Origin of the sequence: Variovorax atrisoli 110B (assembly GCF_000382045.1) — a bacterium.
In the GTDB taxonomy this organism is placed as follows: domain Bacteria; phylum Pseudomonadota; class Gammaproteobacteria; order Burkholderiales; family Burkholderiaceae_C; genus Variovorax; species Variovorax atrisoli.
Map to the genome: position 1 here is coordinate 568,894 of NZ_KB907450.1, position 22,239 is coordinate 591,132.

Genomic DNA, 22,239 nt, shown 5'->3' on the forward strand with positions numbered 1-22,239 from the left:
ATGGCTGCATTAGGGAAATGCCAGCTTTTCGTAGCTTGAAAAGCCTAAAATGGGGCGCAATTGCGTACCCACAGCGCGTTTTTTCATTCACCTGTCACGCGCTTTAGCCTGGAGCTTCGTTTGAACAATCAGTGGTTTTCCAAAGTTGCCGTATGGCTCGTCATTGCCATGGTGTTGTTCACTGTCTTCAAGCAGTTCGACACCCGCGGTGGCGTCGGCTCGGGGACAGTCAGCTACTCCGAGTTTCTGGATCAGGTCCGCAACAACCAGATCAAGAGCGCCGTCATTCCTGAAGGCGCAGCAGGCGGCGAGATCGTCGCCGTCACGAACGACGACCGCAAGATCCGCACGACCGCAACCGTGCTCGACCGCGGTCTCGTGGGCGACCTGATCGACCACAACGTCAAGTTCGACGTCAAGCCGCGCGAAGAAAGCTCCCTGCTCATGACCCTGCTGGTCAGCTGGGGCCCGATGCTGCTGCTGATCGGCGTCTGGATCTACTTCATGCGACAGATGCAGGGCGGCGGCAAGGGCGGGGCGTTCAGCTTCGGCAAGAGCAAGGCCCGCATGATGGACGAGAACAACAACACGGTCACCTTCGCCGACGTCGCGGGCTGCGACGAGGCCAAGGAAGAAGTCCGTGAAGTCGTCGATTTCCTGAAGGACCCGCAGCGCTTCCAGAAGCTCGGTGGCCGCATCCCGCGCGGCCTGCTGCTGGTCGGCCCTCCGGGCACCGGCAAGACGCTGCTGGCCAAGTCGATCGCCGGCGAAGCCAAGGTGCCTTTCTTCTCGATCTCGGGTTCCGACTTCGTCGAGATGTTCGTCGGCGTGGGTGCTGCCCGTGTCCGCGACATGTTCGAGAATGCCAAGAAGAACGCTCCCTGCATCATCTTCATCGACGAAATCGATGCGGTGGGCCGCCAGCGCGGCGCCGGCCTCGGCGGCGGCAACGACGAACGCGAGCAGACGCTCAACCAGATGCTGGTCGAGATGGACGGCTTCGAAACCAACCTCGGCGTGATCGTGGTGGCTGCCACCAACCGCCCCGACATCCTGGACGCCGCTCTGCTGCGCCCGGGGCGTTTCGACCGCCAGGTCTACGTCACGCTGCCCGACATCCGCGGCCGCGAGCAGATCCTCGGCGTGCACATGCGCAAGGTCCCGCTGGGCCAGGACGTGAATCCGAGCGTGATCGCCCGCGGCACGCCCGGCATGTCCGGCGCCGATCTGGCCAACCTCTGCAACGAAGCCGCCCTGATGGCCGCCCGCCGCAATGCGCGCGTGGTCGAGATGCAGGACTTCGAGAAGGCCAAGGACAAGATCTTCATGGGCCCCGAGCGCAAGAGCATGGTCATGCCCGAGGAAGAGCGCCGCAACACGGCCTACCACGAGTCCGGCCATGCCCTCATCGGCAAGCTGCTGCCCAAGTGCGACCCGGTCCACAAGGTCACGATCATTCCGCGCGGCCGCGCCCTCGGTGTGACCATGAGCCTGCCGTCGCAGGACCGCTACAGCTACGACCGCGAGTACATGCTGAACCAGATCAGCATGCTGTTCGGCGGCCGCATCGCCGAGGAAGTGTTCATGCACCAGATGACCACCGGCGCGAGCAACGACTTCGAGCGCGCCACCAACCTGGCGCGCGACATGGTCATGAAGTACGGCATGAGCGATGCGCTCGGCCCGATGGTCTACGCCGAGAACGAAGGCGAAGTGTTCCTGGGCCGCTCGGTCACCAAGACCACGAACATGAGCGAGCAGACCATGGAGAAGGTCGACTCGGAAGTCCGCCGCATCATCGACGAGCAGTACGCCCTGGCGCGCCGCCTGATCGAGGAGAACAGCGACAAGATGCACGCCATGGCCAAGGCGCTGCTCGAATGGGAAACCATCGACACCGAGCAACTCGACGACATCATGGCCGGCCGCGCGCCCCGTCCTCCCAAGGACTGGACGCCCCGCATCCCGCCTTCGGGCAGCGGTGGCGGCAGCGGCGGCACGCCGGCCGTGACGACCGATCCGGCTCCCAACGCAGCGTGAGCGCGAGCTTGGCGTCAAACGACAACGGGGCCTCTGGCCCCGTTTTCGATGGCGTACAGATGAGCGCCGGCGGCGCCTTCTGGCAGACCTCCCGCTTCCGCATCGACCTCGCGCAGCCGCGCGTCATGGGCATCGTCAACGTCACGCCCGATTCCTTTTCCGACGGCGGCACCCATGCCTCTACCGAGGCGGCCCTCCGGCACTGCGAGCAACTGCTGAAGGAAGGCGCCGACATCCTCGACATCGGCGGCGAGTCGACTCGTCCCGGCAGCCCCGCGGTGCCGCTCGATGCCGAACTGGCGCGCGTGGTGCCGGTGGTACGCGAGGCTGTCAGGCTGAACGTACCGATCTCCATCGACACCTACAAGCCCGAAGTCATGCGCGCGGTGCTCGACCTGGGCGCGGATATCGTCAATGACATCTGGGCGCTGCGTCAGCCGGGCGCGCGCGAGGCGGTCGCCGCGCACCCCTCGTGTGGCATCTGCCTGATGCACATGCATCGCGATCCGCAGACCATGCAGGCGTTGCCCATGGCGGGCGATGTGGTTCCCGAAGTGCTGTCATTCCTTTCGGCCCAGGTGCAACTCCTGCGCGCGATGGGAGTCGATTCCTTGCGCATCACGCTCGATCCTGGTGTTGGCTTCGGCAAGACGGTGGCACAGAACTTCGCCTTGCTCGCGCGGCAGCGCGAGTTGCTCGCCGGTGGCTATCCGCTGCTGCTGGGCTGGTCGCGCAAGTCGTCGATCGGTGCGGTCACCGGCATCGAGGTGGCGGGAGAGCGAATCGTGCCCAGCGTCGCCGCGGCGGTGCTGGCGGTGGACAGGGGAGCGGCCGTGGTGCGCGTACACGACGTGCGCGACACCGTCGCGGCACTCGCGGTATGGCGCGCCATGAAGGCGCAAGAGTCACTAAAACAAACACAAGAGCAGACACCCTCAACATGACCCGCAAATATTTCGGCACCGACGGCATCCGTGGCACCGTAGGCAAGGCGCCCATCACTCCCGACTTCGTCCTGCGCCTCGCGCACGCGGTGGGCCGCGTGCTCAAGAAGACGCAGTCGCGCCCCACGGTGCTCATCGGCAAGGACACGCGCATCTCGGGCTACATGCTCGAATCCGCGCTCGAGTCCGGCTTCAACTCTGCCGGTGTCGACGTGGTGCTGCTGGGGCCGCTGCCGACGCCCGGCGTCGCTTATCTCACCCGCGCGCAGCGTGCGAGCCTCGGCGTGGTGATCAGTGCCAGCCACAACGCGTATCCGGACAACGGCATCAAGTTCTTCAGCGCGCAGGGCACCAAGCTCGACGACGCCTGGGAGCTGGCCGTCGAGGCCGCGCTGGAAGAAGACCCGGTATGGGTCGATTCCGCCAACCTCGGCAAGGCGCGCCGCCTGAACGACGCGCCCGGGCGCTACATCGAGTTCTGCAAGAGCACCTTCGCCAATGACCTGAGCCTGCGCGACATGAAGCTGGTGGTCGATGCGGCCCACGGCGCGGCCTACCAGGTGGCACCCAACGTGTTCCACGAACTGGGCGCTGAAGTGACCAGCATCGGCGTCGCCCCCGACGGACTGAACATCAACAAGGGCTTCGGCGCCACGCATCCCGAGGCGCTGATCGCAGCGGTGACGGCGCAGAAGGCCGACTACGGCATCGCACTCGACGGCGACGCTGACCGCCTGCAACTGGTCGACGCGAGCGGGCGCCTCTTCAACGGCGACGAGCTGCTCTACCTCATGGTGTCCGAGCGCATCGCGCGCGGCGACAAGCCGGTGGGTGTGGTCGGCACGCTCATGACCAACAAGGCCGTCGAGATGGCCCTGCGCAAGCAGGGCATCGAGTTCGTGCGCGCCAAGGTCGGCGACCGCTACGTGCTCGAAGAGCTCGACAAGCGCGGCTGGCTGCTGGGTGGCGAGGGCTCCGGGCACCTGCTGGCGCTCGACCGCCACACCACCGGCGACGGCATCGTGAGCGCGCTGCAGGTGCTGCAAGCCTGCGTGCGCAGCGGCAAGACGGTGGCGCAGCTGCTCGAGGGCGTCACCCTGTTCCCTCAGACGCTCATCAACGTGCGCATCTCGCCCGAGCAGGACTGGAAGGCCAACAAGGCGCTGGCCAGCGAAACCGAGCGCATCGAAGCCGAGCTCGGCGATTCCGGCCGCGTGCTGATCCGCGCGAGCGGCACCGAGCCGCTGGTGCGCGTGATGGTCGAGGCGCGCGATGCGAAGCAGGCCGAGTCCTGCGCCAAGCGCCTCGCGGCGACGCTGGATCCCGCGCGATGACGGCGGCGGCGACGCCGATCGAGGTGTTCATTGCCGACTATCGCAATACCGCCCACGCGGCCGCGCTGGTCGACCTTCTCGATGCCTATGCCAGCGACCCGGCCGGGGGCGGCAAGCCGCTCGAGGCTGCCGTGCGCCAGAGCCTTCCGGCCGAACTGGCTATGCGGCCCCAGGCATTCAGCGTGCTGGCGTATGAAGGCGGCCAGCCCGTGGGCCTTGTCAATTGCATCGAGGGCTTCTCGACTTTCGCCGCCAGGCCGCTCGTGAATGTCCACGACGTGGTGGTGCTGCCCAGCCATCGTGGGAAGCGCGTGGCGCAGCAGATGTTTGCGCTGGTGGAAGAGGAGGCCCGCAGGCGCGGTGCCTGCAAGCTGACGCTGGAGGTGCTGTCGGGCAACGCGCCGGCGTTGCGCGCCTATGAGCGCGAAGGCTTCGCGGGCTACCAGCTCGACCCGGCTTTCGGCACCGCTGTCTTCCTGCAGAAGAAGCTCTGAAAAAGAAGAGGGCCGGGGGCGAATCGATCGCCGTCGGCCCTCACCCCGGCGCTCTCCCAGGGGGAGAGCGCGCAAGTCAGATCAGAAGCGCGTCACCGGCATTTCGGCGTCGGCCTTGCCCGGTGCGTACTTGCCCAGCTCCCACTTGGCGATCGCATTGCGGTGCACTTCGTCCGGACCGTCCGCGAAGCGCAGCGTGCGTGCGCCGGCATAGGCCGAGGCCAGCGGGAAGTCGTCGCACATGCCGCCGCCGCCGTGGACCTGCATGGCCCAGTCGATCACCTGGCAGGCCATCGAGGGTGCCACCACCTTGATCATCGCGATCTCGTTCTTCGCGACCTTGTTGCCGGCCACGTCCATCAGCCATGCGGCCTTCAGCGTGAGCAGGCGGGCCATGTCGATCTTGCAGCGGGCCTCGGCGATGCGCTCCTGCGTCACCGTCTGCGAAGCCACGGTCTTGCCGAAGGCCACGCGCGACGAGGCACGCTTGCACATCAGCTCCAGCGCGCGCTCGGCCAGGCCGATCAGGCGCATGCAGTGGTGGATGCGTCCGGGGCCGAGGCGGCCCTGGGCGATCTCGAAGCCGCGGCCTTCGCCCAGCAGCATGTTGCTCGCGGGCACGCGCACGTTCTCGAAGTACATCTCGACGTGGCCGTGCGGCGCGTCGTCGTAGCCCATCACGTTCAGCGGGCGCACGATGCGGATGCCCTTGGCGTCGGCCGGCACCACGATCATGCTCTGCTGCGAATGCCGCGGCGCCTCGGGGTCGCTCTTGCCCATGGTGATGAAGACCGCGCAGCGCGGATCGGCCGCGCCGGAGATCCACCACTTGTGGCCGTTGATGACGTACTCGTCGCCCTGGCGCTCGATGCGCGTGGAGATGTTGGTGGCGTCGCTCGAGGCCACTTCGGGTTCGGTCATCGCGAAGGCCGAGCGGATCTGGCCTTCGAGCAGCGGCTTGAGCCAGCGGGCCTTGATCTCTTCCGAGCCGTAGCGGGCGATGGTCTCCATGTTGCCGGTGTCGGGTGCCGAGCAGTTGAAGGCCTCCGATGCCCATGGCACCCGGCCCATGATCTCGGCCAGCGGGGCGTACTCCTGGTTGGTCAGCCCGGCGCCGTCGTAGCCGGAGGCCGCTGCGCTGTCGACCGGCAGGAACAGGTTCCACAGGCCCTGGGCCTTGGCCTTCTCCTTGAGCTTCTCGACCGTCTTGAGCGCCGTCCAGCGCTTGCCGGCGGCTGTGTTCGCGGCAAGTTCGGCGGCGTACTCGGCTTCGGCCGGATAGATGTGGTCGTCCATGAATGCCTGCACGCGCTTCTGCAGGTCCTTGGTCTTGGCCGAGTATTCGAAGTCCATCTTGTCTCTCCTGGTGGGGTGGGGCGGCTTATGCCTTCTGGGCAAACTGCCAGGCCATGTCGGCCATGGGGCGGGCGCCGCGGGCGGATGCCACGGCTTGCTCGCTCGACGCGGTGCCGGCCTCGACCCGCTTGGCAATGCCTTGCAGGATCGCGGCCATGCGGAACAGGTTGTAGGCCTGGTAGAAGTTCCAGTCGGGCGCGAGCGCCTCGGGCGTGCTGATGCGGGTGCGCTCGCAGTAGCGGCGGATGTATTCGTTCTCGGTGGGGATGCCCAGCGAGGCGACATTGACACCGCCGATGCCGCGTCCGGTGGTCGGCGGCATGTGCCACGACATGCAGTGGTAGCTGAAGTCGGCCAGCGGATGGCCCAGCGTCGACAGCTCCCAGTCGAGCACCGCGATGATGCGCGGCTCAGTGGCATGGAACATCACGTTGTCGAGGCGGTAGTCGCCATGGACGATCGACACCTTGCTCTCGTCGCGCGCGCTTGCGGGCATGTGGGCCGGCAGCCAGTCGATCAGCCGCTCCATGGCCTCGATGGGCTGCGAGAGCTCGCCCGCGCCGTCGGCCGATGCCTTGTACTGCTTGCTCCAGCGGCCAATCTGGCGCTCGAAGTAGTTGCCGGGCTTGCCGTAGTCGGCCAGGCCGCGGGCGGCGAAGTCGACGGTGTGCAGCGCCGCGATCACGCGGTTCATCTCGTCGTAATGGGCGGCGCGCTCGGCGTTGCTCATGCCGGGCAGCGACTGGTCCCACAGCACGCGGCCCTGCATGAACTCCATGACGTAGAAGGCACGGCCGATCACGCTCTCGTCTTCGCACAGGCAGTACATGCGCGGCACGGGCACGTCGGTGCCGGCCAGGCCGCTCATCACCTTGTACTCGCGCTCCACCGCGTGGGCCGAGGGCAGCAGCTTCGCGACCGGGCCCGGCTTGGCGCGCATCACGTAGCTCTGCGTGGGCGTGACCAGCTTGTAGGTCGGGTTCGACTGGCCGCCCTTGAACATCTCGACCGTCAGCGGGCCCTTGAAACCGTCGAGGTTCTTCCCGAGCCAGGCCGCGAGCGCGTCGACGTCGAAGGCGTGCTGTTGCGAGACGGCACGGGTGCCGATGAAGGAGGAGAAGTCCTGGCTCATGTCGGTGTGTTTGTCTGCCTGTGGTTGTTGTTCTGCTGGTCGTTGCCGCCCTAGCTCTCAGCTTCCGAGACGCGCATCAGCGCAGCCCGGTCGAGCACCACGAGGCCGCCCGGCTCGATGCGGATGGTGCCCTCGCGCTCCATGGTCTTGAGCTCCTGGTTGACCCGCTGGCGCGATGCGCCCAGCAGCTGCGCCAGTTCTTCCTGTGCCAGCTGCAGGCCGATGCGCATCTGGCTGCCGTCTTCCAGGTTGGGCACGCCGTAGCTGCGCACCAGGTGGATGAGCTGCTTGGCCAGCCGCGCGCGCAGGGGCAGGGTGTTGAGGTCTTCCACCAGCCCGAAGAGTGTGCGGATGCGCCGCGCCTGCAGCCGCATCAGCGCCTCGTACAGCTCCACGTGCGAGGCCAGGATCTTCTGGAAGTCGGCGCGCGCCACGCACAGGATGGTGGTGTCCCCATGCGAGTAGGTGTCGTGCGTGCGCCGGTCCCCGTCGAACATCGCCACGTCGCCGAACCAGATGCCCGGCTCCACGTAGGTCAGCGTCACCTGCTTGCCCGAGACGGCCGTCGAGCTCACGCGCACCGCGCCCTTGGCACAGGCGATCCAGTGTTCGGGCGGATCGCCGCGGGCGGCGATCAGGTCGCCGTCCTTGTAGCGTTTGACGAAGGCGCATCGGAGGATGTCGTGCCGCAGCGATGGAGAAAGGGAAGAAAACCAGCGACCACTGTTGATCGCTTCACGTTCTTCGATGGTAAGAATGGGGTCGTCCATTGGTCTGTCCTCTCGGCGACTGGAAAGCTGGTGGGTGTCACGGGAGCGACGCCGTCGGGCGCCGGCTCGTCACATGGGTACTTACTCGTATTGCGGCGGCTTCTTCTCGAGGAACGCGGCGATGCCGATGCCCGCGTTCGCGTGATGCAGGTTGCGCACGAAGTGATCTCGCTCCTGCGCGAGCTGCGAGGCCAGCGTGGCGCCCCGGGCCTCGCTCAGCAGCTCCTTGATGCTGGCCAGCGAATTCGGCGCACGCGCGTTGAGCCGGCCCGCCAGCGCCAGTGCGCCCGCAAGGGCCTGGCCGCTTTCGGTGAGCTCGTTGACGAGGCCCAGCGCATGCAGGCGCGAAGCCGCGATGCGCTCGCCGTTCATCAGCCATTCGCTCGCAAGCTGGCGCGGCAGCTGCCGGCCGAGGTGCCAGCTCAGGCCGCCGTCGGGCGAAAGCGCCACGTTGCTGTACGAGGCCGCGAACACTGCATCGCGCGCCGACACCACGAAGTCGCAGGCCAGCGCGAGCGAGAAGCCCGCGCCCGCCGCAGCACCTTCGACGGCAGCGATGACCGGCTTGGGAAAGGTGCGGATCGAATCGATCCAGTTGTGCAGGCCCTCGATGCTCTCGGCTTGCACCGAGCGGTCGAGCTGCCGGTTGGCCAGCAGCCGCTGCAGCGAGCCGCCGGCGCAGAACCATGAGCCTTCGCCCACGATGACCACGCTGCGGATTTCCGCGCTGTTCTCGGCGCCGTTGAGCGCTTCGATGCCCGCCGCGTAGATGTCGGGGCCCAGCGCGTTGCGCTGGGTGGGGTTGGAGATCGTCAGCACCATGGTGCTGCCCTCGCTCGTGCTCTTGAGTTCTGCGGTGCTCATGGATCGTTTCCGTGCTCGTCAGTTATTTCGCGATCATTCTTCTTCGTGCAACAGGCTCAGGCCCAGGGCGCCGCGGCGGCGCAGCCATGGGCTCGGGCGATAGCGCGGGTCGCCATACACCGTCTGCAGGTTGAACAGCACCTCGAGCATGTTGGTCGGCCCGTAGAGGTTGCCCATGGCGAGCGGGCCGCGCGGATAGCCCAGGCCCAGCTGCACGGCGGTCTCGAGGTCGGCCGGCGTGCACACGCGCTGCTGGCACATGTCGGCGGCGATGTTGACGATGGTGCCGATCACGCGCTGCGTGACGAAGCCGCCGCTGTCGCGGATCACGCTCACGGCCTTGCCGTCGCGTGCGAAGAGGGCGTGTGCGGCATCGCGGATGTCGCGGCGCGTGGCCGGGTTGGTGGCGAGTACGCGGCGCTTGGTGGCTGCATCGTCGATCAGCATGTCGATGCCGACGGTGCGCGTGGCGTCCAGCCGCTCGACGGCGGCGACCGTGGTCACGTCGAAGCCCAGCGGCGCGACCAGGATCAGCGATTGCGGCGCGGCAGTGGCGCCGCTGTCGATCTGCGCGCCCAGCGTGTTCACCAGGCGAAGCAGTTCGGCGCGGCGTGCCGCACGCGGCGACACCCACACCGAAGGCGTACCCTCGACGACCGGCGCGGGCGCCTCGGGCGCCTGCTGCATCACGCCGTCGTCGTAGCGGTAGAAACCTTCGCCGGTCTTGCGGCCCAGCGCGCCGGCAGCCAGGCGCTGTGCGGTGATCACGCTGGGTCGGAAGCGCGGCTCCTCGAAGTACTGGTGGTAGATCGACTCCATCACCGGATGCGACACGTCGAGCGCCGTCAGGTCCAGCAGCTCGAAGGGGCCGAGGCGGAAGCCGGCCTGGTCCTTGAGGATGCGGTCGACGGTCGCGAAATCGGCCACGCCTTCACCGACGATGCGCAGCGCCTCGGTGCCGTAGCCGCGGCCTGCATGATTGACGATGAAGCCGGGCGTGTCCTGCGCCTGCACTGCGCTGTGGCCCATCTGCGTGGCGTAGCCGGCGAGCTGTTTGCAGACTTCGGGTGCGGTCTTGAAGCCCGCGACCACCTCGACCACTTTCATCAGCGGCACCGGGTTGAAGAAGTGGAAGCCCGCGACGCGCGCCGGATGCTTCAGCCCCGCTGCGATGGCCGTCACCGAGAGGGACGAGGTGTTGGTGACAAGCGTGGCGGTCTCGGCCACCACGCCTTCGAGTTCGCGGAACAGCTTGCGCTTGACTTCGAGATCTTCGACGATGGCCTCGACCACCAGGTCGCAGCCGGCCAGCGCCTGGATCGAATCGACAGCCTTCAGGCGGGCGATGCAAGCGTCGCGTGTGGCGGCATCGATCTTGTTCTTCTCGTGCAGCTTGTTCCATTGGGCGCCGAGAGCTTCGCGCCCGCGCTCGGCGGCGCCTGCGAAGCTGTCGAGCAGCAGCACTTCGCTGCCTGCCTGCGCTGCGATCTGCGCGATGCCGCGCCCCATGGCGCCGGCGCCGACGACGCCGATTCGGGAGTAGTTCACTGTCATGTGCTGGAGATTTTCACTGGTTGGGTGGTATCCGGGCCCGCCGTGCAGGCGTCGACGCGACGCGGCATCGATGGATGCCGCTGCCGCAGTCGAAGACACCGATTTTGCAGCCCCGAGCGCAGGGGCCGTGACGGGTTTTACGCGGGGGCGCGCTTTCAGGGGGCGCGCCGGCTGCGGTCGATCGCAACGCTCAGCGAGATGGCGACCATCAGCAGGCCGAGGCCGACCCAGCTCATCCAGGCGCTGGCGTCATGGGCCAGCAGCCATCCGCCCAGCGCCGCACCGACGGCCTGGCCGGTGTAGATGCCGGAGCTGTTGAGCGCCACCGAGCCCGGCGCCAGCGCGGGCGCCAGGCCCACCAGCCGCGCCTGCTGTGCCGAGTTGGCGGCGAAGCAGCCCAGCCCCCATGGAACGAGCACTGCGGCCAGCAAGGCCAGCGTGGAGGCCATGGGCCAGAGCAGCAGGCTCAGCGAGATCAAAAGCGTGGTGACGAGCACCATGCGCCCGGCGCCCACGCGGTCGATGAATCGGCTGACCAGCATGTTGCCCACCAGCCCGCACACGCCGAACAGCGCCCACATCACGCTGAGCGTGGTGGCGTCGGCACCGTAGCTCTGCTTGAGGATCGGCCCGAAGTAGCTGAAGAGCACGAACTGGCCCGCGCCCTGCAGCGCCGTGACCGAGACGATGCCCATCAGCACCGGGCTGCGCAGCACGCGCGACCATGCAGCAGCCGTCAGCGCGGCAGGACGGATGCCGATCGGCAAGGTGAGCCACACCGATGTCGCGCTCGCGACACTGAGCGCCGCAATCGCGCCGAAAGCCATGCGCCAGCCAAGATGCCCGCCGATCAGCGCGCCGATGGGCAGTCCCAGCACCGAGGCCATCGACCAGCCGAGAAAGACGAAGGTGACGGCCCGCCCGCGATGCTCCGGCGGCACCAGCAGGCCGGCGCAGGCGGCGGCCTGGGGCGTGAAGATGGCCGGCGCGATCACCGTGAACATGCGCACCGGCAGCAGCGCGCCGAAGCTGGGCATCAGCGCGCAGGCCACGTGGCCGAAGGCATACCAGAGCAGGGTGAGGGCGAGAAGCTGGCGCCGGTCCCATCCGGCCACTGCGGCGGCCAGCAGCGGCGCGCCGACGCACATGACCGCGGCGGCGGCAGTGATCAACTGCCCGGCCGTGGCGGCCGTGACCGAGAGCGAGGCGCTGATCTCGTTGAGCGTACCGGGCACGACCATGACGCCCGTGCCGATCACGAAATTGCCGGCAAGCAGCGCCCAGAGCGCTCTCTGTGGCGCCGGCTGGCTCACCGGCGGACCTGCAGCGCGCCGGGATTCACGATGTTGGTGGGGTTGCCCTTGATGAAGCTCACGACGTTGTCGAAGGCCTGGCCGAAATAGCTCTCGTAGCTTTCCTGCTCGACGTAGCCGATGTGCGGCGTGCAGATGCAGTTCTCGAGGCGCAGCAGCGCGTGTCCCTGCAGCGGCGGCTCGCTCTCGAACACGTCGACGGCCGCGAGCCCGGGGCGGCCGCGGTTGAGGGCCGCGAGAAGGGCGTCGGCCTCGACCAGTTCCGCGCGGGAGGTGTTCACGAACAGGGCGGTCGGCTTCATGCGCGAGAGGTCTTCGAGCGTGATGAGGCCGTTGGTCTCTTCGTTGAGCCGCAGGTGGACCGACAGCACGTCGGCCGCGGCGAAGAACTCATGGCGGTTCTGGGCCACCTGGAAACCGTCGGAACGCGCCTTGGCGCAGCTGGCTTCACGGCCCCAGATCACGACCTGCATGCCGAAAGCCTGCCCGTAGCGCGCGACCAGCTGGCCGATGCGCCCGTAGCCCCAGATGCACAGCGTCTTGCCCTTGAGCACCGAGCCGATGCCGAAGTTGGGCGGCATGGAGGCCGACTTCAGGCCCGACTGCTGCCAGGCGCCATGTTTGAGGTTGCTGATGTACTGCGGCAGCCGGCGCATGGCCGCCATGATGAGCGCCCAGGTGAGCTCGGCGGGCGCCTGGGGAGAGCCGGAGCCCTCTGCCACCGCCACGCCCCGCTCGGTGCAGGCCGCGACGTCGATGTGCCCGGCCACGCGTCCGGTCTGGGAAATGAGCTTGAGCTTCGGGAGCTTTTCGATCAGCTGGCGCGAGATCTGGGTGCGTTCGCGGATCAGCACGATCACGTCGGCGTCCTTGAGGCGAACCGACAACTGTCCAATGCCCTTCACCGTGTTGGTATAGACCTTGGCCGCGTATGCGTCCAGCTTGGAAGCGCAGCGCAGCTTGCGTACGGCGTCCTGGTAATCGTCGAGGATCACAATGTTCATGGCACGCCATTGTGCCTCGCAGCATTGGAATGTCGCGCCGGCAAACGTTTGGATACCCGCCCCGCAGCCGATCGCAGGGCGTCAGGAGCCCGCTAAAGGGCTCGGCTCAGGCTCAATGCAGTCGCGTCGAGCGAGGCGCGGCGGCCATGGTCTCGGCGGCTTCCAGGGCGGCCAGCCGGTCGAGTTCGGCGCAAACGTCGGCCATGCGGCCGGAGATCACCATGCGGTTGTTGCCGCGTTGCTGTCCCTTGCCATCGACCACGCGGACGACGCGAAGAGGGCGTGCCTGAGCGGCCGATTCGGATGGCGTGGTACCGCTGCTGCGGGCGGTACAGGCAGGGCGAACCGCCACGTAGCGCAGCCCAGCCGAAGATTCGGCGGTGTCGAGATGGTCCCCGCGGCGGGAGGGGCGGCGCGCCGGCATCAGTCGATTGGCCAGCGATTGCAGCGGCATCCAGATGTCGGCGATGGCGAGGAGGGCGATTCCCATGTGAACTCCAAGAAAGTATGAGGTTGAACACAGGCAGGATTTCTTGAGTCGGCTGCGACAGGGTGATGGCGAAGAAGCTTCGCCATACGCCCGCCACCTGTCGCTGCCGGATGGGGTGCTGTTGCTCTGGAAAGCAGGCCGCCGTGGCCTACATCAGCATGGTGTTGCGGATGAGGCCGACCGCGAGGCCCTCGATCTCGAAGGGCTCGCCGGGCTGCACGATGATGGTCGGGTAGTCGGGGTTCTCGGCGTGCAGCTCGATGACCTGCTTGTTGCGCTTCAGGCGCTTGACCGTTACTTCGTCGCCGAGGCGCGCGACCACGATCTGGCCGTTGCGTGCTTCCTTGGTGGCCTGTACCGCGAGCAGGTCGCCGTCCATGATGCCGGCGTCGCGCATCGACATGCCGCGCACCTTGAGCAGGTAGTCGGGCTGGCGCTGGAACAGCGTGTTCTCGACGTAGTAGGTCTGGTCGACGTGCTCCTGGGCCAGGATGGGCGAGCCGGCTGCGACGCGACCGATCAGCGGCAGCGCCAGCTGGGCCATTCCGGGCAGCGAGAGCGAGAACTGGTTGCCTTCGCGGTGGCGCGTTTCGTTGAGCGAGCGCAGCGCGTCGCCCTTGAGGCGGATGCCGCGCGAGGTGCCGCTGACCAGCTCGATGACGCCCTTGCGAGCCAGTGCCTGCAGGTGTTCTTCGGCGGCGTTGGCGGACTTGAACCCGAGTTCATTGGCGATTTCGGCGCGCGTGGGCGGCGCACCGGTACGGGCGATGGCACTCTGGATGAGGTCCAGGATCTGCTGCTGGCGGGCTGTAAGCTTCACGGCGAACTGCATGTGTGGTTCCTTGCGGCACTGGTTGGATATCCAGTGCCTGTATTTTTAACCAGTTTTTAGAAGTTGACAAGCCATGGTCAATTCCTCTTCGTCGGGGCTGCCACGCCGGGTGGTTGTTTTGGGCACCGGCGGCACCATCGCGGGCCGCGCCGCCAGCAGTGACGACAACATCGGCTACACCGCCGCGCAGGTGAGCGTGGGCGACCTGCTCGGTGACATCGAGGCGCCCGCAGGCGTGACGCTGGAGGCCGAGCAGGTTGCGCAGGTCGACAGCAAGGACATGTCCTTCGCCATCTGGCAGCAACTGGCCAGGCGCTGCGCGCACTGGCTGGCGCAGCCCGACGTGGCAGGCGTGGTGATCACCCACGGCACCGACACGATCGAGGAGACGGCCTTCTTCCTGCACTCGGTGCTGGCCTCCTCCAAACCGGTGGTGCTGACCTGCGCGATGCGCCCGGCCACCGCACTGTCGCCTGACGGCCCCCAGAACGTGCGCGACGCCATCGGTGTCGCCGCGACCCGGGGTGCGAGCGGCGTGACGGTGGTGTGCGCCGGTGCGATCCATTCCGGCGTCGACATTCAGAAGGTCCACACCTACCGCCTCGACGCTTTCGCTTCGGGCGATGCGGGGCCTGTGGGCTATGTGGAGGAGGGCGAACTGCGCCTTGTCCGACCGTGGCCGGAGGGTGGCGGAATGTCGGTCGGGAAGCTCTTCGAAGCGGCCGAGCTGCAATGGCCACGGGTGGAGATCGTGATGAGCCACGCCGGCGCCAGCGGCGCCGTGGTCGAAGCACTGAGTCAGGCGGGCGGACCGGACCCTCTGCGCGGACTGGTGCTGGCGACCACCGGCAACGGCACCTTGCACCATGCGCTGGAAGCTGCCGCGCTCAAGGCGCAGGATGCGGGTATCGCAGTGCTCCGCGCGACGCGCTGCTCGAACGGGCGCATCCTGCCGAAGACGGGCGACCTGCTTCGCGATGCGGGCGAGCTGACGCCCGTGAAGGCCCGAATCGCCCTGGTGCTCGAGTTGCTGGGCTGAAAGCAGAACCGCCCCTCTGGAGGGGCGGTTCGGTGCGGGTCGGATGCTCGGTCGATGTTTCGATCAGCTGCTCAGCGCGGCCAAGGCACGCTGGGTGATCTCGTCGACCGTGCCCACGCCCTTGATGGCGCGGTATTTCGGCGCGGCGGCCGGATCGGCCTTGGCCCAGGCCGAGTAGTAGTCGACCAGCGGACGCGTCTGCTGGCTGTACACGTCGAGCCGCTTGCGAACGGTTTCTTCCTTGTCGTCCTCGCGCTGGATCAGGTCCTCGCCGGTCACGTCGTCCTTGCCTTCCACCTTGGGCGGATTGAACTTGACGTGGTAGGTGCGGCCCGAAGCCGGATGCGAACGGCGGCCGCTCATGCGCTCGATGATGTCGCTGAAGGGCACGTCGATCTCGAGCACGTAGTCGAGCTTGACGCCTGCCGCCTTCATGGCGTCGGCCTGGGGGATGGTGCGAGGAAAACCGTCGAACAGGAAGCCGCTGGCACAGTCGGGCTGCGCGATGCGTTCCTTTACGAGGTTGATGATCAGGTCGTCGCTGACCAGAGCGCCGGCGTCCATGACCGCCTTGGCCTGCAGTCCGAGCGGCGTGCCGGCCTTGACGGCTGCGCGCAGCATGTCGCCCGTGGAAATCTGGGGAATGCTGTATTTCTGGCAAATGAAGGCCGCTTGCGTGCCTTTGCCCGCCCCGGGCGCGCCCAGCAAAATTAGTCTCATGGTGTCCTCGGACGGTTCTTAGATCTTGTGTCGCGCCGAGCTTCGGCCCCATGGCTGGGCTGGGCGGAGTTGCTTCGAGGATAGCATGCGTGCCCTTCGGGAAATCCCGCTACTTGCAGCCGGAAGGACGCGAAGGCTCAGTGCCCGGCGGCCGCGAAGACCGCACGGACGCGTGCCAGGTCCTCGGGCGTGTCGATGCCGGGCCCCGGGGCAGCGTCACTAACGTGCACCGCGATGCGATGGCCGTGCCACAGGGCGCGCAGCTGTTCGAGCGCTTCCGTCGCCTCCACGGGGGAAGGCGGCAGGGAAGGAAAGCGCCGCACGAAGCCCGCGCGGTACCCGTAGATGCCGATGTGGCGCAGCGGGGCAGGGGCTGCAGGCAGCACCGTGGGTGCGGCACCGTTGGCCGAGCCGTCGCGCCACCATGGAATGGGCGCGCGGCTGAAATACATCGCGTCGCCTTGAGCGTCGAGCACGACCTTCACCACGTTGGGATTCATGAAGTCGCCGACCGAGTCGATCTCGTGGGCGGCGGTGCTCATCGCCGCCTGGGCATGCGTGGCCAGCGTGGATGCCACGGCATCGATCAGCGCGGGGTCGATCAGCGGCTCGTCGCCCTGGACATTGACGACGATGTCGTCGCCATCGAGACCCAGCTGTTCGCAGGCTTCGGCCAGCCGGTCGGTGCCGCTGGGATGGTCCTGTCGTGTGAGGACGACCTCGACGCCGTGCGCCTTGCAGGCCTCGATGATGGAGGGATCGTCGCCCGCGACCACCACGCGTGCCGCGCCCGATTCGCTTGCCCGCTGCGCCACGCGCACCACCATCGGCACGCCTGCGATGTCGGCCAGGGGTTTGTTGGGGAGCCTCGTCGACGCGAGCCGCGCCGGAACCAGAACGGTGAAGCTCACAGTCCGAGCTCTTCGTCGGAGAGCGCGCGTGCCTCGTTCTCGAGCAGCACCGGAATGCCGTCTCGCACCGGATACGCGAGTCGGGCGCTGCGCGACCACAGCTCCTGCTTCTCGGGGTTCCAGGTCAGCGGCCCCTTGGTGACGGGGCAGACGAGCAGTTCAAGCAGCTTGGTATCCATCGAGCGATGATAGCTTTGCGTCGAGTGCCGCGAAGAAATCCGCAGAGGGCGAGAATTCCAGCGGCACTGCCAGTGCGTCGGACGCCTTGCGCCACAGCTTGACGGCGTCTTTCTCGGTGCAGACGAGGGTCTGGTCCAGACCCGATGGGCGTTGCCAGCTCTCGAAATCGAAGTGATCGGGCAGCGCGATGGTGTCGGCAAGCGTCAGGCCGCGGGCGCGCAGCATCTCGAAGAAGGCCTCGGGCCGCGCGATCGCCGCCAGTGCGACCAGGGGCCTGCCGGCCAGGGATGCCAGGGGCACGCGCTTGCCGTCGCTGCCCACGGCGGTGTCCGAAAGAGCACGCGTGGCGGTATGCCCACCCGCGAAAGCCGGCCGCGATCCGCTGTGCAGCACCAGGTCGCAGCGGCGCGGCCAGGCTTCTCGCAACGGGCCGGCAGGCAGGCGCCACCCGTTTCCGATTCCGCGGTCGTCGAATACGCAGATCTCGATGTCGCGCGCCAGGGCCAGGTGCTGCAGCCCGTCGTCGCTGACGATGACCTGGGTGGCCGGATGCCGCTCGAGCAGGGCGCGCGCCGCATCGATGCGCCGGCGCGCCACGAACACCGGTGCCCCGGTCGCATGGTGGATCAGCGCCGGTTCGTCGCCAACGTCCTGCGGATCGCTGTCGCCGAGCACTTCGCGGCAGTCGTCGGTGCGCCGGCCATAGCCGCGCGACACCACGCCGACCCGCATGCCGCGCGCCTGCAGGTGACGCACGACGGCCATCACGACCGGCGTTTTTCCCGCACCCCCCGCGATCACGTTGCCGACCACGATCACGGGTACCTGCACTCGCTCAACCCTCAGCAATCCCGCGCGATAGAGCAGGCCGCGCAAGGCGAACAGCGCGGCATAGACGAGCGACAGGGGCCAGAGCAGGCAGGCCAGGAGGCCGCGGTGCAGCCAGGCCTGCTGCAGGCGCGAACCTGTGTGGCCGCTGTTGCCGCTGCCTTCGGAAGGCACTCAGCGGCCGGCCTGCGCCGTCGACTGGGCCGCGAAGGTGATCTGCATCAGGCCCGCGCGGCGCGCGGCCTCCATCACCGTCACCACGGCCTGGTGCGGGCTGGTCGCGTCGGCGCTGATGATCACGACGCTGTCCTTGCCGCCGGTGGCCGCGGCGGCGAGAGCGGTCGTCACGGTCTCAACGCTGCGGTCGGCCACGGGATTCTTGTTGATCGAATAGCGGCCGTCGGCCGACACCGAAACGATCACTTCCTTCGGATAGTCGCGCTGCGCGTCGACGTCCGCCGTGGGCAGGCGCAGCTGCATCTCGGTGAACTTGCTGTAGGTGGTCGACAGCATCAGGAAGATCAGGATCACCAGCAGCACGTCGATGAACGGGATCAGGTTGATCTCCGGCTCGTCGCGCGCGCTGTGGCGGAACTGCATGCGGCCGCGGGTCATGACAAGTCTCCGTCGCGGCGCTGCAGGGAGGCGGCTGCCCGCTCGGGGGGGAGCGCAGAGCACGCAGTGACAGGCGTGGGGGCCATCATTTGCGCAGTGCGTTCAGATGGCGGGCGAAGCGCTCGCCGGAGAGTTCGAGGTTCAGCAGGTACTCGTCGACCCTGCTGCGGAAGTAGCGCCAGAAGATCAGCGTCGGGATGGCGACGATCAGGCCGAAGGCAGTGTTGTAGAGCGCGATCGAGATGCCGTGCGCCAGCTGGGCCGGGTTGCCCGAGCCTACGGCGCCGCTGCCGGGCGACTGCGAGCCGAAGATCTCGATCATGCCGATCACGGTACCCAGCAGGCCCAGCAGCGGGGCTGCCGAGGCGATGGTGGCCAGCGCAGGAAGGTAGCGCTCGAGCCTGTGCGCCACGGTGCGGCCCGAGGCTTCCATCGCGGCGCGCAGGTCGTCCTCGGTGCAGCGCGGATTGGCGTTCAGCGCACGCAGGCCGGCGGCCAGCACCTGGCCGAGCATCGAGTTGCGTTCCAGTTTGGTCACCACATCGGGCCCGGGAATCGCGCCATGCGAAGCGGTGATGGTCTCGTCGAGCAGCTTCGGCGGAAGGACCCTCACCGTCTTGAGGCTCGTGAAACGTTCTATAACCAGCGCGAGCGCGATGACCGAACAAGCAAGCAAGGGCCAGATCGGCCAACCTGCGGCAACTATGATGGAAAACAAGAAAATCCTCCGGCCCGTAGACTGCAAATGCGCGGCGATTATCCACTGAGGTCACCATCGTCACGCGCCTTGTTTTTGTGTCAGCAAGGACGCACAGATTCTGTGGATAACTTTGTGATTAACCTGCTGCGCAACGTGTCCGGACCCGCATGGGACGGCCTTTTCGCTGGATCGACTGAATTTTGAGCAGCACTTTTTTCAATGAAATCAACAGGTTGCACGAGAAACCGTGCAACTGTCCCGCCCCGAGGGCTGAATGCGGGGGCCATGGCGCCCGTTGTGGAAGAGTGGCATTCGGCCGAGCGTGCACTTTGTGAGCTTGCGTGAACCGAATTCCGTGCCGGGGCCGCGCGTCTGGGCTGTCGGCGCGCTGTGCCGAGCTGTTGCCGATGCGCTCGACGCGCGCTTCAACCCGGTGTCCGTGCGCGGCGAAATCTCGGGCTTTTCCCGTGCTTCGAGCGGACATTGTTATTTCGCGCTCAAGGACGAATCCGGCCAACTGCGCTGCGCGATGTTTCGTCGTGCTGCCGGCCTGCTCGATTTTTCGCCGCGCGACGGCGACCAGGTCGAGGTGCGCGGGCGGCTCGCCGTCTACGAGCCGCGCGGCGATCTGCAATTGGTCGTCGAGAGCCTGCGCCGGGCGGGGCAGGGCGCCCTGTTCGAGCAGTTCCTTCAGCGCAAGGCGCGCCTCGAAGCGGAAGGCCTCTTCGATCCGGCACGCAAGCGTGCGCTGCCGACCATGCCGCGTTCGATCGGCATCGTCACTTCGCTCGGCGCGGCCGCGCTGCACGACGTGGTCACTGCGCTGCGAAGACGTGTTCCGCACATCCCGGTCGTGCTTGCGCCTGCGGCGGTGCAGGGCGCCAATGCGCCGGGAGAGCTGGTGCGGGCGCTGCAGTCGCTGTACGAACTGACGCCTGCCGTCGATGTGATCCTGCTGGTGCGTGGCGGCGGCTCCATCGAAGACCTCTGGGCCTTCAACGACGAGACGCTGGCCCGCACCATCGTGCGCAGCCCGGTGCCGCTGGTCAGCGGGGTGGGGCACGAAACCGACTTCACCATCGCCGATTTCTGCGCCGACCTGCGCGCGCCGACGCCCACCGCCGCCGCGGAACTGGTCAGCGCGCCGCGCGACGTGTGGCTGGGAGCTCTAGACCTGATCGAGGAGCGCTTGGGCGATGCCTTGGGCGGGCGCCTCGATACGCTCGGGCAGCGGCTCGACCAGGCAGCGGGGCGCCTGGGGCGTCCGTCGGGCCTGGTGAGCCGGCAGCAGGTGCGCCTTGCCCATCATGCGCAGCGCCTGCGCTACACGGTGCTGGCCCGCAGGGAGCGCCTCACGCAGGCGCCGCGCCGGATCGCCGCCGACTTTCCACAGAAGCTTGAGCGCGCGGTGACCCAGCGCCGCGATCGGCTGGAGCGCGTGGCTCTGCGCATGCGGCTGCTCGATCCGGCGCTGGTGCTGCAGCGCGGCTACGCCTGGCTCACCGATGTGGACGGCCATGCGATCGTCAGCGCAAGGCAGCTTGGGCCCGGCGATGCCGTCAAGGCGCGGCTCGCCGACGGCGAGGTCGACCTGACCGTCACACCGGGCGGTGCGACGGGAACGCGTCCGACGCCGTCTCGATGATTACTTCCTAGAATCCCTCTTTCCCGCAACCAACCCACGAGTAAAAAACCATGGAACATGTGCTCCCACCCCTGCCGTACGCCCTGGACGCACTGGCACCCGAGTATTCGAAGGAAACCCTCGAGTACCACTACGGCAAGCACCACAACGCCTACGTGGTGAACCTCAACAACCTGCAGAAGGGCACCGAATTCGAGTCGATGACGCTCGAGGAGATCGTCAAGAAGTCCAGCGGCGGCATCTACAACAACGCCGCGCAGATCTGGAACCACACCTTCTTCTGGAACTGCATGAAGCCGCAAGGCGGCGGCGCTCCCACCGGCGCGCTGGCCAAGGCCATCGAAGCCAAGTGGGGCAGCTACGACGCCTTCAAGGAAGCCTTCGTGAAGTCGGCCGTGGGCAACTTCGGCTCGGGCTGGACCTGGCTGGTGAAGAAGGCCGACGGTTCGGTGGACATCGTGAACACGGGCGCAGCCGGCACGCCGCTGACGACTGCAGACACCGCGCTGCTGACGGTGGACGTCTGGGAGCACGCCTACTACATCGACTACCGCAACTTGCGTCCGAAGTTCGTCGAGACCTTCCTGGCCAAGCTGGTCAACTGGGACTTCGCCGCCAAGAACTTCGGCTGATCCCCCCGTTCTGCCGAAAACGAAAAAGCCGACCTTGGGTCGGCTTTTTGTCGGCTATGGACGGCAGACACTCATCGTTTGCCGGCCGCGAACAGCTCCCCGCCGATCTTCGCGCCCTTCTTGATGTTCTTCTTGGCGAACCATCCCTGGTTCATTTCGAGCACGTAGCGCACCGGCTCCTGCGAGCAATGCGTGTTCTCGGTCATGGGCTGCATGTCGGCCAGATTCACGATGCGGCCGTCGTCTGCCACGAACGCGGCGGTCAGCGGCAGGATCGTGTTGCGCATCCAGAAGCATTGCGTCGCAGGCTGCTCGAACACGAAGATCATGCCCTCGGCCTGCGGCATTTCCTTGCGGAACATCAGTCCGATTTCACGTTGCAGCGGAGTCTGCGCGACCTGCGCGTCGATCTTGTAGAGCCCGATCGACAGTTGCGTACGCGGCAGATCGGTCTGGGGTTGCTGCTGGGCATGGGCCGGCACCATGAACGATGCGGATGCGAGGAGCAGGGGAAGCAGTACGGCGAGACGCTTGAGCATCGGACGACTCTTTCAGGGCGGGGCCAGGGCCCGGCCTCGATTTAAAAATGCCAATAAAAATGCCCGCTGATGCGGGCATTGCCGGTGAGCGTGGAAGCTTACACCTTCTTGGCAGCGGCCGTGTGGGCCTTGGCCACGTGGCGAACCTTGTGCTTCTTGGCTGCGTGCTTCTTGGCCGAAGCGTGCTTGGCAGCCTTGGCGGGAGCGGGAGCAGCCGGAGCGGGTTCGGCTTGTTGAGCGAAAGCGCCGACTGCGAAGAGACCGGCGACCAGGGCTGCGAGCAGCTTGTTCATGAACATATCC

General features: G+C 67.0%; 24 protein-coding genes. 7 read left to right on the forward strand and 17 right to left on the reverse strand.

Annotation, left to right across the window (positions count from 1 at the left end; all coding sequences use genetic code 11):
* Nucleotides 1-120 precede the first annotated feature (120 nt).
* Genes ftsH through G369_RS0102780 form a run of 4 tightly spaced genes read left to right on the forward strand, consistent with a single transcriptional unit; the run spans nt 121 to nt 4,812 of the window.
* Complete coding sequence (gene ftsH / locus G369_RS0102765; RefSeq protein ID WP_019652445.1) at nt 121-2,040, forward strand: ATP-dependent zinc metalloprotease FtsH; 1,920 nt, start codon at nt 121-123, stop codon at nt 2,038-2,040.
* A 59-nt stretch (nt 2,041-2,099) separates the two neighbouring features.
* The gene (folP, locus tag G369_RS0102770) at nt 2,100-2,984 is read left to right on the forward strand and encodes a dihydropteroate synthase (RefSeq protein WP_019652446.1); all 885 of its coding nucleotides are present in this window, start codon (nt 2,100-2,102) and stop codon (nt 2,982-2,984) included.
* Nucleotides 2,981-4,318, forward strand: coding sequence for a phosphoglucosamine mutase (glmM, locus tag G369_RS0102775; protein WP_019652447.1), 1,338 nt, complete (start codon nt 2,981-2,983; stop codon nt 4,316-4,318). Before folP ends, glmM begins: the two co-directional genes overlap by 4 nt.
* Nucleotides 4,315-4,812: a GNAT family N-acetyltransferase gene (locus G369_RS0102780; protein WP_019652448.1), complete on the forward strand. Its 498-nt coding sequence runs from the start codon at nt 4,315-4,317 to the stop codon at nt 4,810-4,812. Before glmM ends, G369_RS0102780 begins: the two co-directional genes overlap by 4 nt.
* Nucleotides 4,813-4,893: 81 nt before the next feature.
* Here the strand turns inward: G369_RS0102780 and G369_RS0102785 are convergent, their stop codons facing one another.
* The 9 genes from G369_RS0102785 to lexA form a co-directional block, all read right to left on the reverse strand.
* Nucleotides 4,894-6,165 carry an acyl-CoA dehydrogenase family protein gene (locus G369_RS0102785; RefSeq protein ID WP_019652449.1) on the reverse strand — a complete coding sequence of 424 codons (1,272 nt, stop codon included), beginning with the start codon at nt 6,163-6,165 and terminating at the stop codon, nt 4,894-4,896.
* 28 nt (nt 6,166-6,193) lie between these two features.
* Nucleotides 6,194-7,300: a phosphotransferase gene (locus tag G369_RS0102790; RefSeq protein ID WP_019652450.1), complete on the reverse strand. Its 1,107-nt coding sequence runs from the start codon at nt 7,298-7,300 to the stop codon at nt 6,194-6,196.
* A gap of 50 nt (nt 7,301-7,350) precedes the next feature.
* Nucleotides 7,351-8,070, reverse strand: coding sequence for a Crp/Fnr family transcriptional regulator (locus tag G369_RS0102795; RefSeq protein ID WP_019652451.1), 720 nt, complete (start codon nt 8,068-8,070; stop codon nt 7,351-7,353).
* Nucleotides 8,071-8,151: 81 nt separating this feature from the next.
* The gene (locus G369_RS0102800) at nt 8,152-8,934 is read right to left on the reverse strand and encodes an oxepin-CoA hydrolase, alternative type (protein ID WP_019652452.1); all 783 of its coding nucleotides are present in this window, start codon (nt 8,932-8,934) and stop codon (nt 8,152-8,154) included.
* A gap of 33 nt (nt 8,935-8,967) precedes the next feature.
* Nucleotides 8,968-10,488: a 3-hydroxyacyl-CoA dehydrogenase gene (locus G369_RS0102805; protein WP_019652453.1), complete on the reverse strand. Its 1,521-nt coding sequence runs from the start codon at nt 10,486-10,488 to the stop codon at nt 8,968-8,970.
* 155 nt (nt 10,489-10,643) lie between these two features.
* Nucleotides 10,644-11,801, reverse strand: a complete 1,158-nt coding sequence (locus G369_RS0102810; RefSeq protein WP_019652454.1) for an MFS transporter — start codon at nt 11,799-11,801, stop codon at nt 10,644-10,646.
* Nucleotides 11,798-12,805: a D-2-hydroxyacid dehydrogenase family protein gene (locus tag G369_RS0102815; RefSeq protein ID WP_019652455.1), complete on the reverse strand. Its 1,008-nt coding sequence runs from the start codon at nt 12,803-12,805 to the stop codon at nt 11,798-11,800. Before G369_RS0102815 ends, G369_RS0102810 begins: the two co-directional genes overlap by 4 nt.
* A 112-nt stretch (nt 12,806-12,917) precedes the next feature.
* Nucleotides 12,918-13,295, reverse strand: a complete 378-nt coding sequence (locus G369_RS0102820) for a hypothetical protein (RefSeq protein WP_019652456.1) — start codon at nt 13,293-13,295, stop codon at nt 12,918-12,920.
* 148 nt (nt 13,296-13,443) lie between these two features.
* Complete coding sequence (lexA, locus tag G369_RS0102825; protein WP_019652457.1) at nt 13,444-14,127, reverse strand: transcriptional repressor LexA; 684 nt, start codon at nt 14,125-14,127, stop codon at nt 13,444-13,446.
* Nucleotides 14,128-14,200: 73 nt separating this feature from the next.
* Here lexA and G369_RS0102830 point away from each other — a divergent pair, with 73 nt between their 5' ends.
* Nucleotides 14,201-15,166, forward strand: coding sequence for an asparaginase (locus tag G369_RS0102830; protein WP_019652458.1), 966 nt, complete (start codon nt 14,201-14,203; stop codon nt 15,164-15,166).
* Between the two features lie 63 nt (nt 15,167-15,229).
* On the opposite strand, the gene adk is transcribed toward G369_RS0102830, so the two are convergent.
* The 6 genes from adk to G369_RS0102860 all read right to left on the reverse strand — a co-directional run bounded on the left by adk (nt 15,230) and on the right by G369_RS0102860 (nt 19,138).
* A complete protein-coding gene (gene adk, locus G369_RS0102835; protein ID WP_019652459.1) occupies nt 15,230-15,886 on the reverse strand; it encodes an adenylate kinase in 657 nt (218 codons plus the stop codon).
* A 137-nt stretch (nt 15,887-16,023) separates the two neighbouring features.
* A complete protein-coding gene (kdsB, locus tag G369_RS0102840; protein ID WP_019652460.1) occupies nt 16,024-16,797 on the reverse strand; it encodes a 3-deoxy-manno-octulosonate cytidylyltransferase in 774 nt (257 codons plus the stop codon).
* On the reverse strand, nt 16,794-16,976 hold the full coding sequence (locus G369_RS0102845) for a Trm112 family protein (protein ID WP_019652461.1): 183 nt from the start codon (nt 16,974-16,976) through the stop codon (nt 16,794-16,796). Before G369_RS0102845 ends, kdsB begins: the two co-directional genes overlap by 4 nt.
* A complete protein-coding gene (gene lpxK / locus G369_RS0102850; protein ID WP_019652462.1) occupies nt 16,957-17,979 on the reverse strand; it encodes a tetraacyldisaccharide 4'-kinase in 1,023 nt (340 codons plus the stop codon). Before lpxK ends, G369_RS0102845 begins: the two co-directional genes overlap by 20 nt.
* Entirely contained in the window at nt 17,980-18,405 is a 426-nt protein-coding gene (locus G369_RS0102855; protein WP_026346156.1) for an ExbD/TolR family protein, read from the reverse strand.
* Nucleotides 18,406-18,505: 100 nt separating this feature from the next.
* Nucleotides 18,506-19,138, reverse strand: a complete 633-nt coding sequence (locus G369_RS0102860; protein WP_019652464.1) for a MotA/TolQ/ExbB proton channel family protein — start codon at nt 19,136-19,138, stop codon at nt 18,506-18,508.
* Between the two features lie 313 nt (nt 19,139-19,451).
* Here G369_RS0102860 and xseA point away from each other — a divergent pair, with 313 nt between their 5' ends.
* Nucleotides 19,452-20,765 carry an exodeoxyribonuclease VII large subunit gene (gene xseA, locus G369_RS0102865; RefSeq protein WP_019652465.1) on the forward strand — a complete coding sequence of 438 codons (1,314 nt, stop codon included), beginning with the start codon at nt 19,452-19,454 and terminating at the stop codon, nt 20,763-20,765.
* A 50-nt stretch (nt 20,766-20,815) separates the two neighbouring features.
* Nucleotides 20,816-21,397, forward strand: a complete 582-nt coding sequence (locus tag G369_RS0102870) for a superoxide dismutase (protein WP_019652466.1) — start codon at nt 20,816-20,818, stop codon at nt 21,395-21,397.
* Nucleotides 21,398-21,468: 71 nt separating this feature from the next.
* Here the strand turns inward: G369_RS0102870 and G369_RS0102875 are convergent, their stop codons facing one another.
* Nucleotides 21,469-21,936: a DUF192 domain-containing protein gene (locus G369_RS0102875; RefSeq protein ID WP_019652467.1), complete on the reverse strand. Its 468-nt coding sequence runs from the start codon at nt 21,934-21,936 to the stop codon at nt 21,469-21,471.
* A gap of 98 nt (nt 21,937-22,034) precedes the next feature.
* Nucleotides 22,035-22,229, reverse strand: a complete 195-nt coding sequence (locus G369_RS0102880; RefSeq protein ID WP_026346157.1) for a hypothetical protein — start codon at nt 22,227-22,229, stop codon at nt 22,035-22,037.
* Between the last annotated feature and the right edge of the window lie 10 nt (nt 22,230-22,239).

Bases quoted from the DNA above. Each gene is read 5' to 3' on its own strand.
- adk (WP_019652459.1), bottom strand. From the start codon at position 15,886: ATGAGACTAATTTTGCTGGGCGCGCCCGGGGCGGGCAAAGGCACGCAA.
- G369_RS0102875 (WP_019652467.1), bottom strand. From the start codon at position 21,936: ATGCTCAAGCGTCTCGCCGTACTGCTTCCCCTGCTCCTCGCATCCGCA.
- G369_RS0102795 (WP_019652451.1), bottom strand. From the start codon at position 8,070: ATGGACGACCCCATTCTTACCATCGAAGAACGTGAAGCGATCAACAGT.
- G369_RS0102790 (WP_019652450.1), bottom strand. From the start codon at position 7,300: ATGAGCCAGGACTTCTCCTCCTTCATCGGCACCCGTGCCGTCTCGCAA.
- G369_RS0102845 (WP_019652461.1), bottom strand. From the start codon at position 16,976: ATGGATACCAAGCTGCTTGAACTGCTCGTCTGCCCCGTCACCAAGGGG.
- G369_RS0102780 (WP_019652448.1), top strand. From the start codon at position 4,315: ATGACGGCGGCGGCGACGCCGATCGAGGTGTTCATTGCCGACTATCGC.
- G369_RS0102785 (WP_019652449.1), bottom strand. From the start codon at position 6,165: ATGGACTTCGAATACTCGGCCAAGACCAAGGACCTGCAGAAGCGCGTG.
- G369_RS0102805 (WP_019652453.1), bottom strand. From the start codon at position 10,488: ATGACAGTGAACTACTCCCGAATCGGCGTCGTCGGCGCCGGCGCCATG.
- G369_RS0102855 (WP_026346156.1), bottom strand. From the start codon at position 18,405: ATGCAGTTCCGCCACAGCGCGCGCGACGAGCCGGAGATCAACCTGATC.
- glmM (WP_019652447.1), top strand. From the start codon at position 2,981: ATGACCCGCAAATATTTCGGCACCGACGGCATCCGTGGCACCGTAGGC.
- G369_RS0102870 (WP_019652466.1), top strand. From the start codon at position 20,816: ATGGAACATGTGCTCCCACCCCTGCCGTACGCCCTGGACGCACTGGCA.
- G369_RS0102830 (WP_019652458.1), top strand. From the start codon at position 14,201: ATGGTCAATTCCTCTTCGTCGGGGCTGCCACGCCGGGTGGTTGTTTTG.
- G369_RS0102880 (WP_026346157.1), bottom strand. From the start codon at position 22,229: ATGAACAAGCTGCTCGCAGCCCTGGTCGCCGGTCTCTTCGCAGTCGGC.
- lexA (WP_019652457.1), bottom strand. From the start codon at position 14,127: ATGCAGTTCGCCGTGAAGCTTACAGCCCGCCAGCAGCAGATCCTGGAC.
- folP (WP_019652446.1), top strand. From the start codon at position 2,100: ATGAGCGCCGGCGGCGCCTTCTGGCAGACCTCCCGCTTCCGCATCGAC.
- G369_RS0102815 (WP_019652455.1), bottom strand. From the start codon at position 12,805: ATGAACATTGTGATCCTCGACGATTACCAGGACGCCGTACGCAAGCTG.
- G369_RS0102820 (WP_019652456.1), bottom strand. From the start codon at position 13,295: ATGGGAATCGCCCTCCTCGCCATCGCCGACATCTGGATGCCGCTGCAA.
- G369_RS0102800 (WP_019652452.1), bottom strand. From the start codon at position 8,934: ATGAGCACCGCAGAACTCAAGAGCACGAGCGAGGGCAGCACCATGGTG.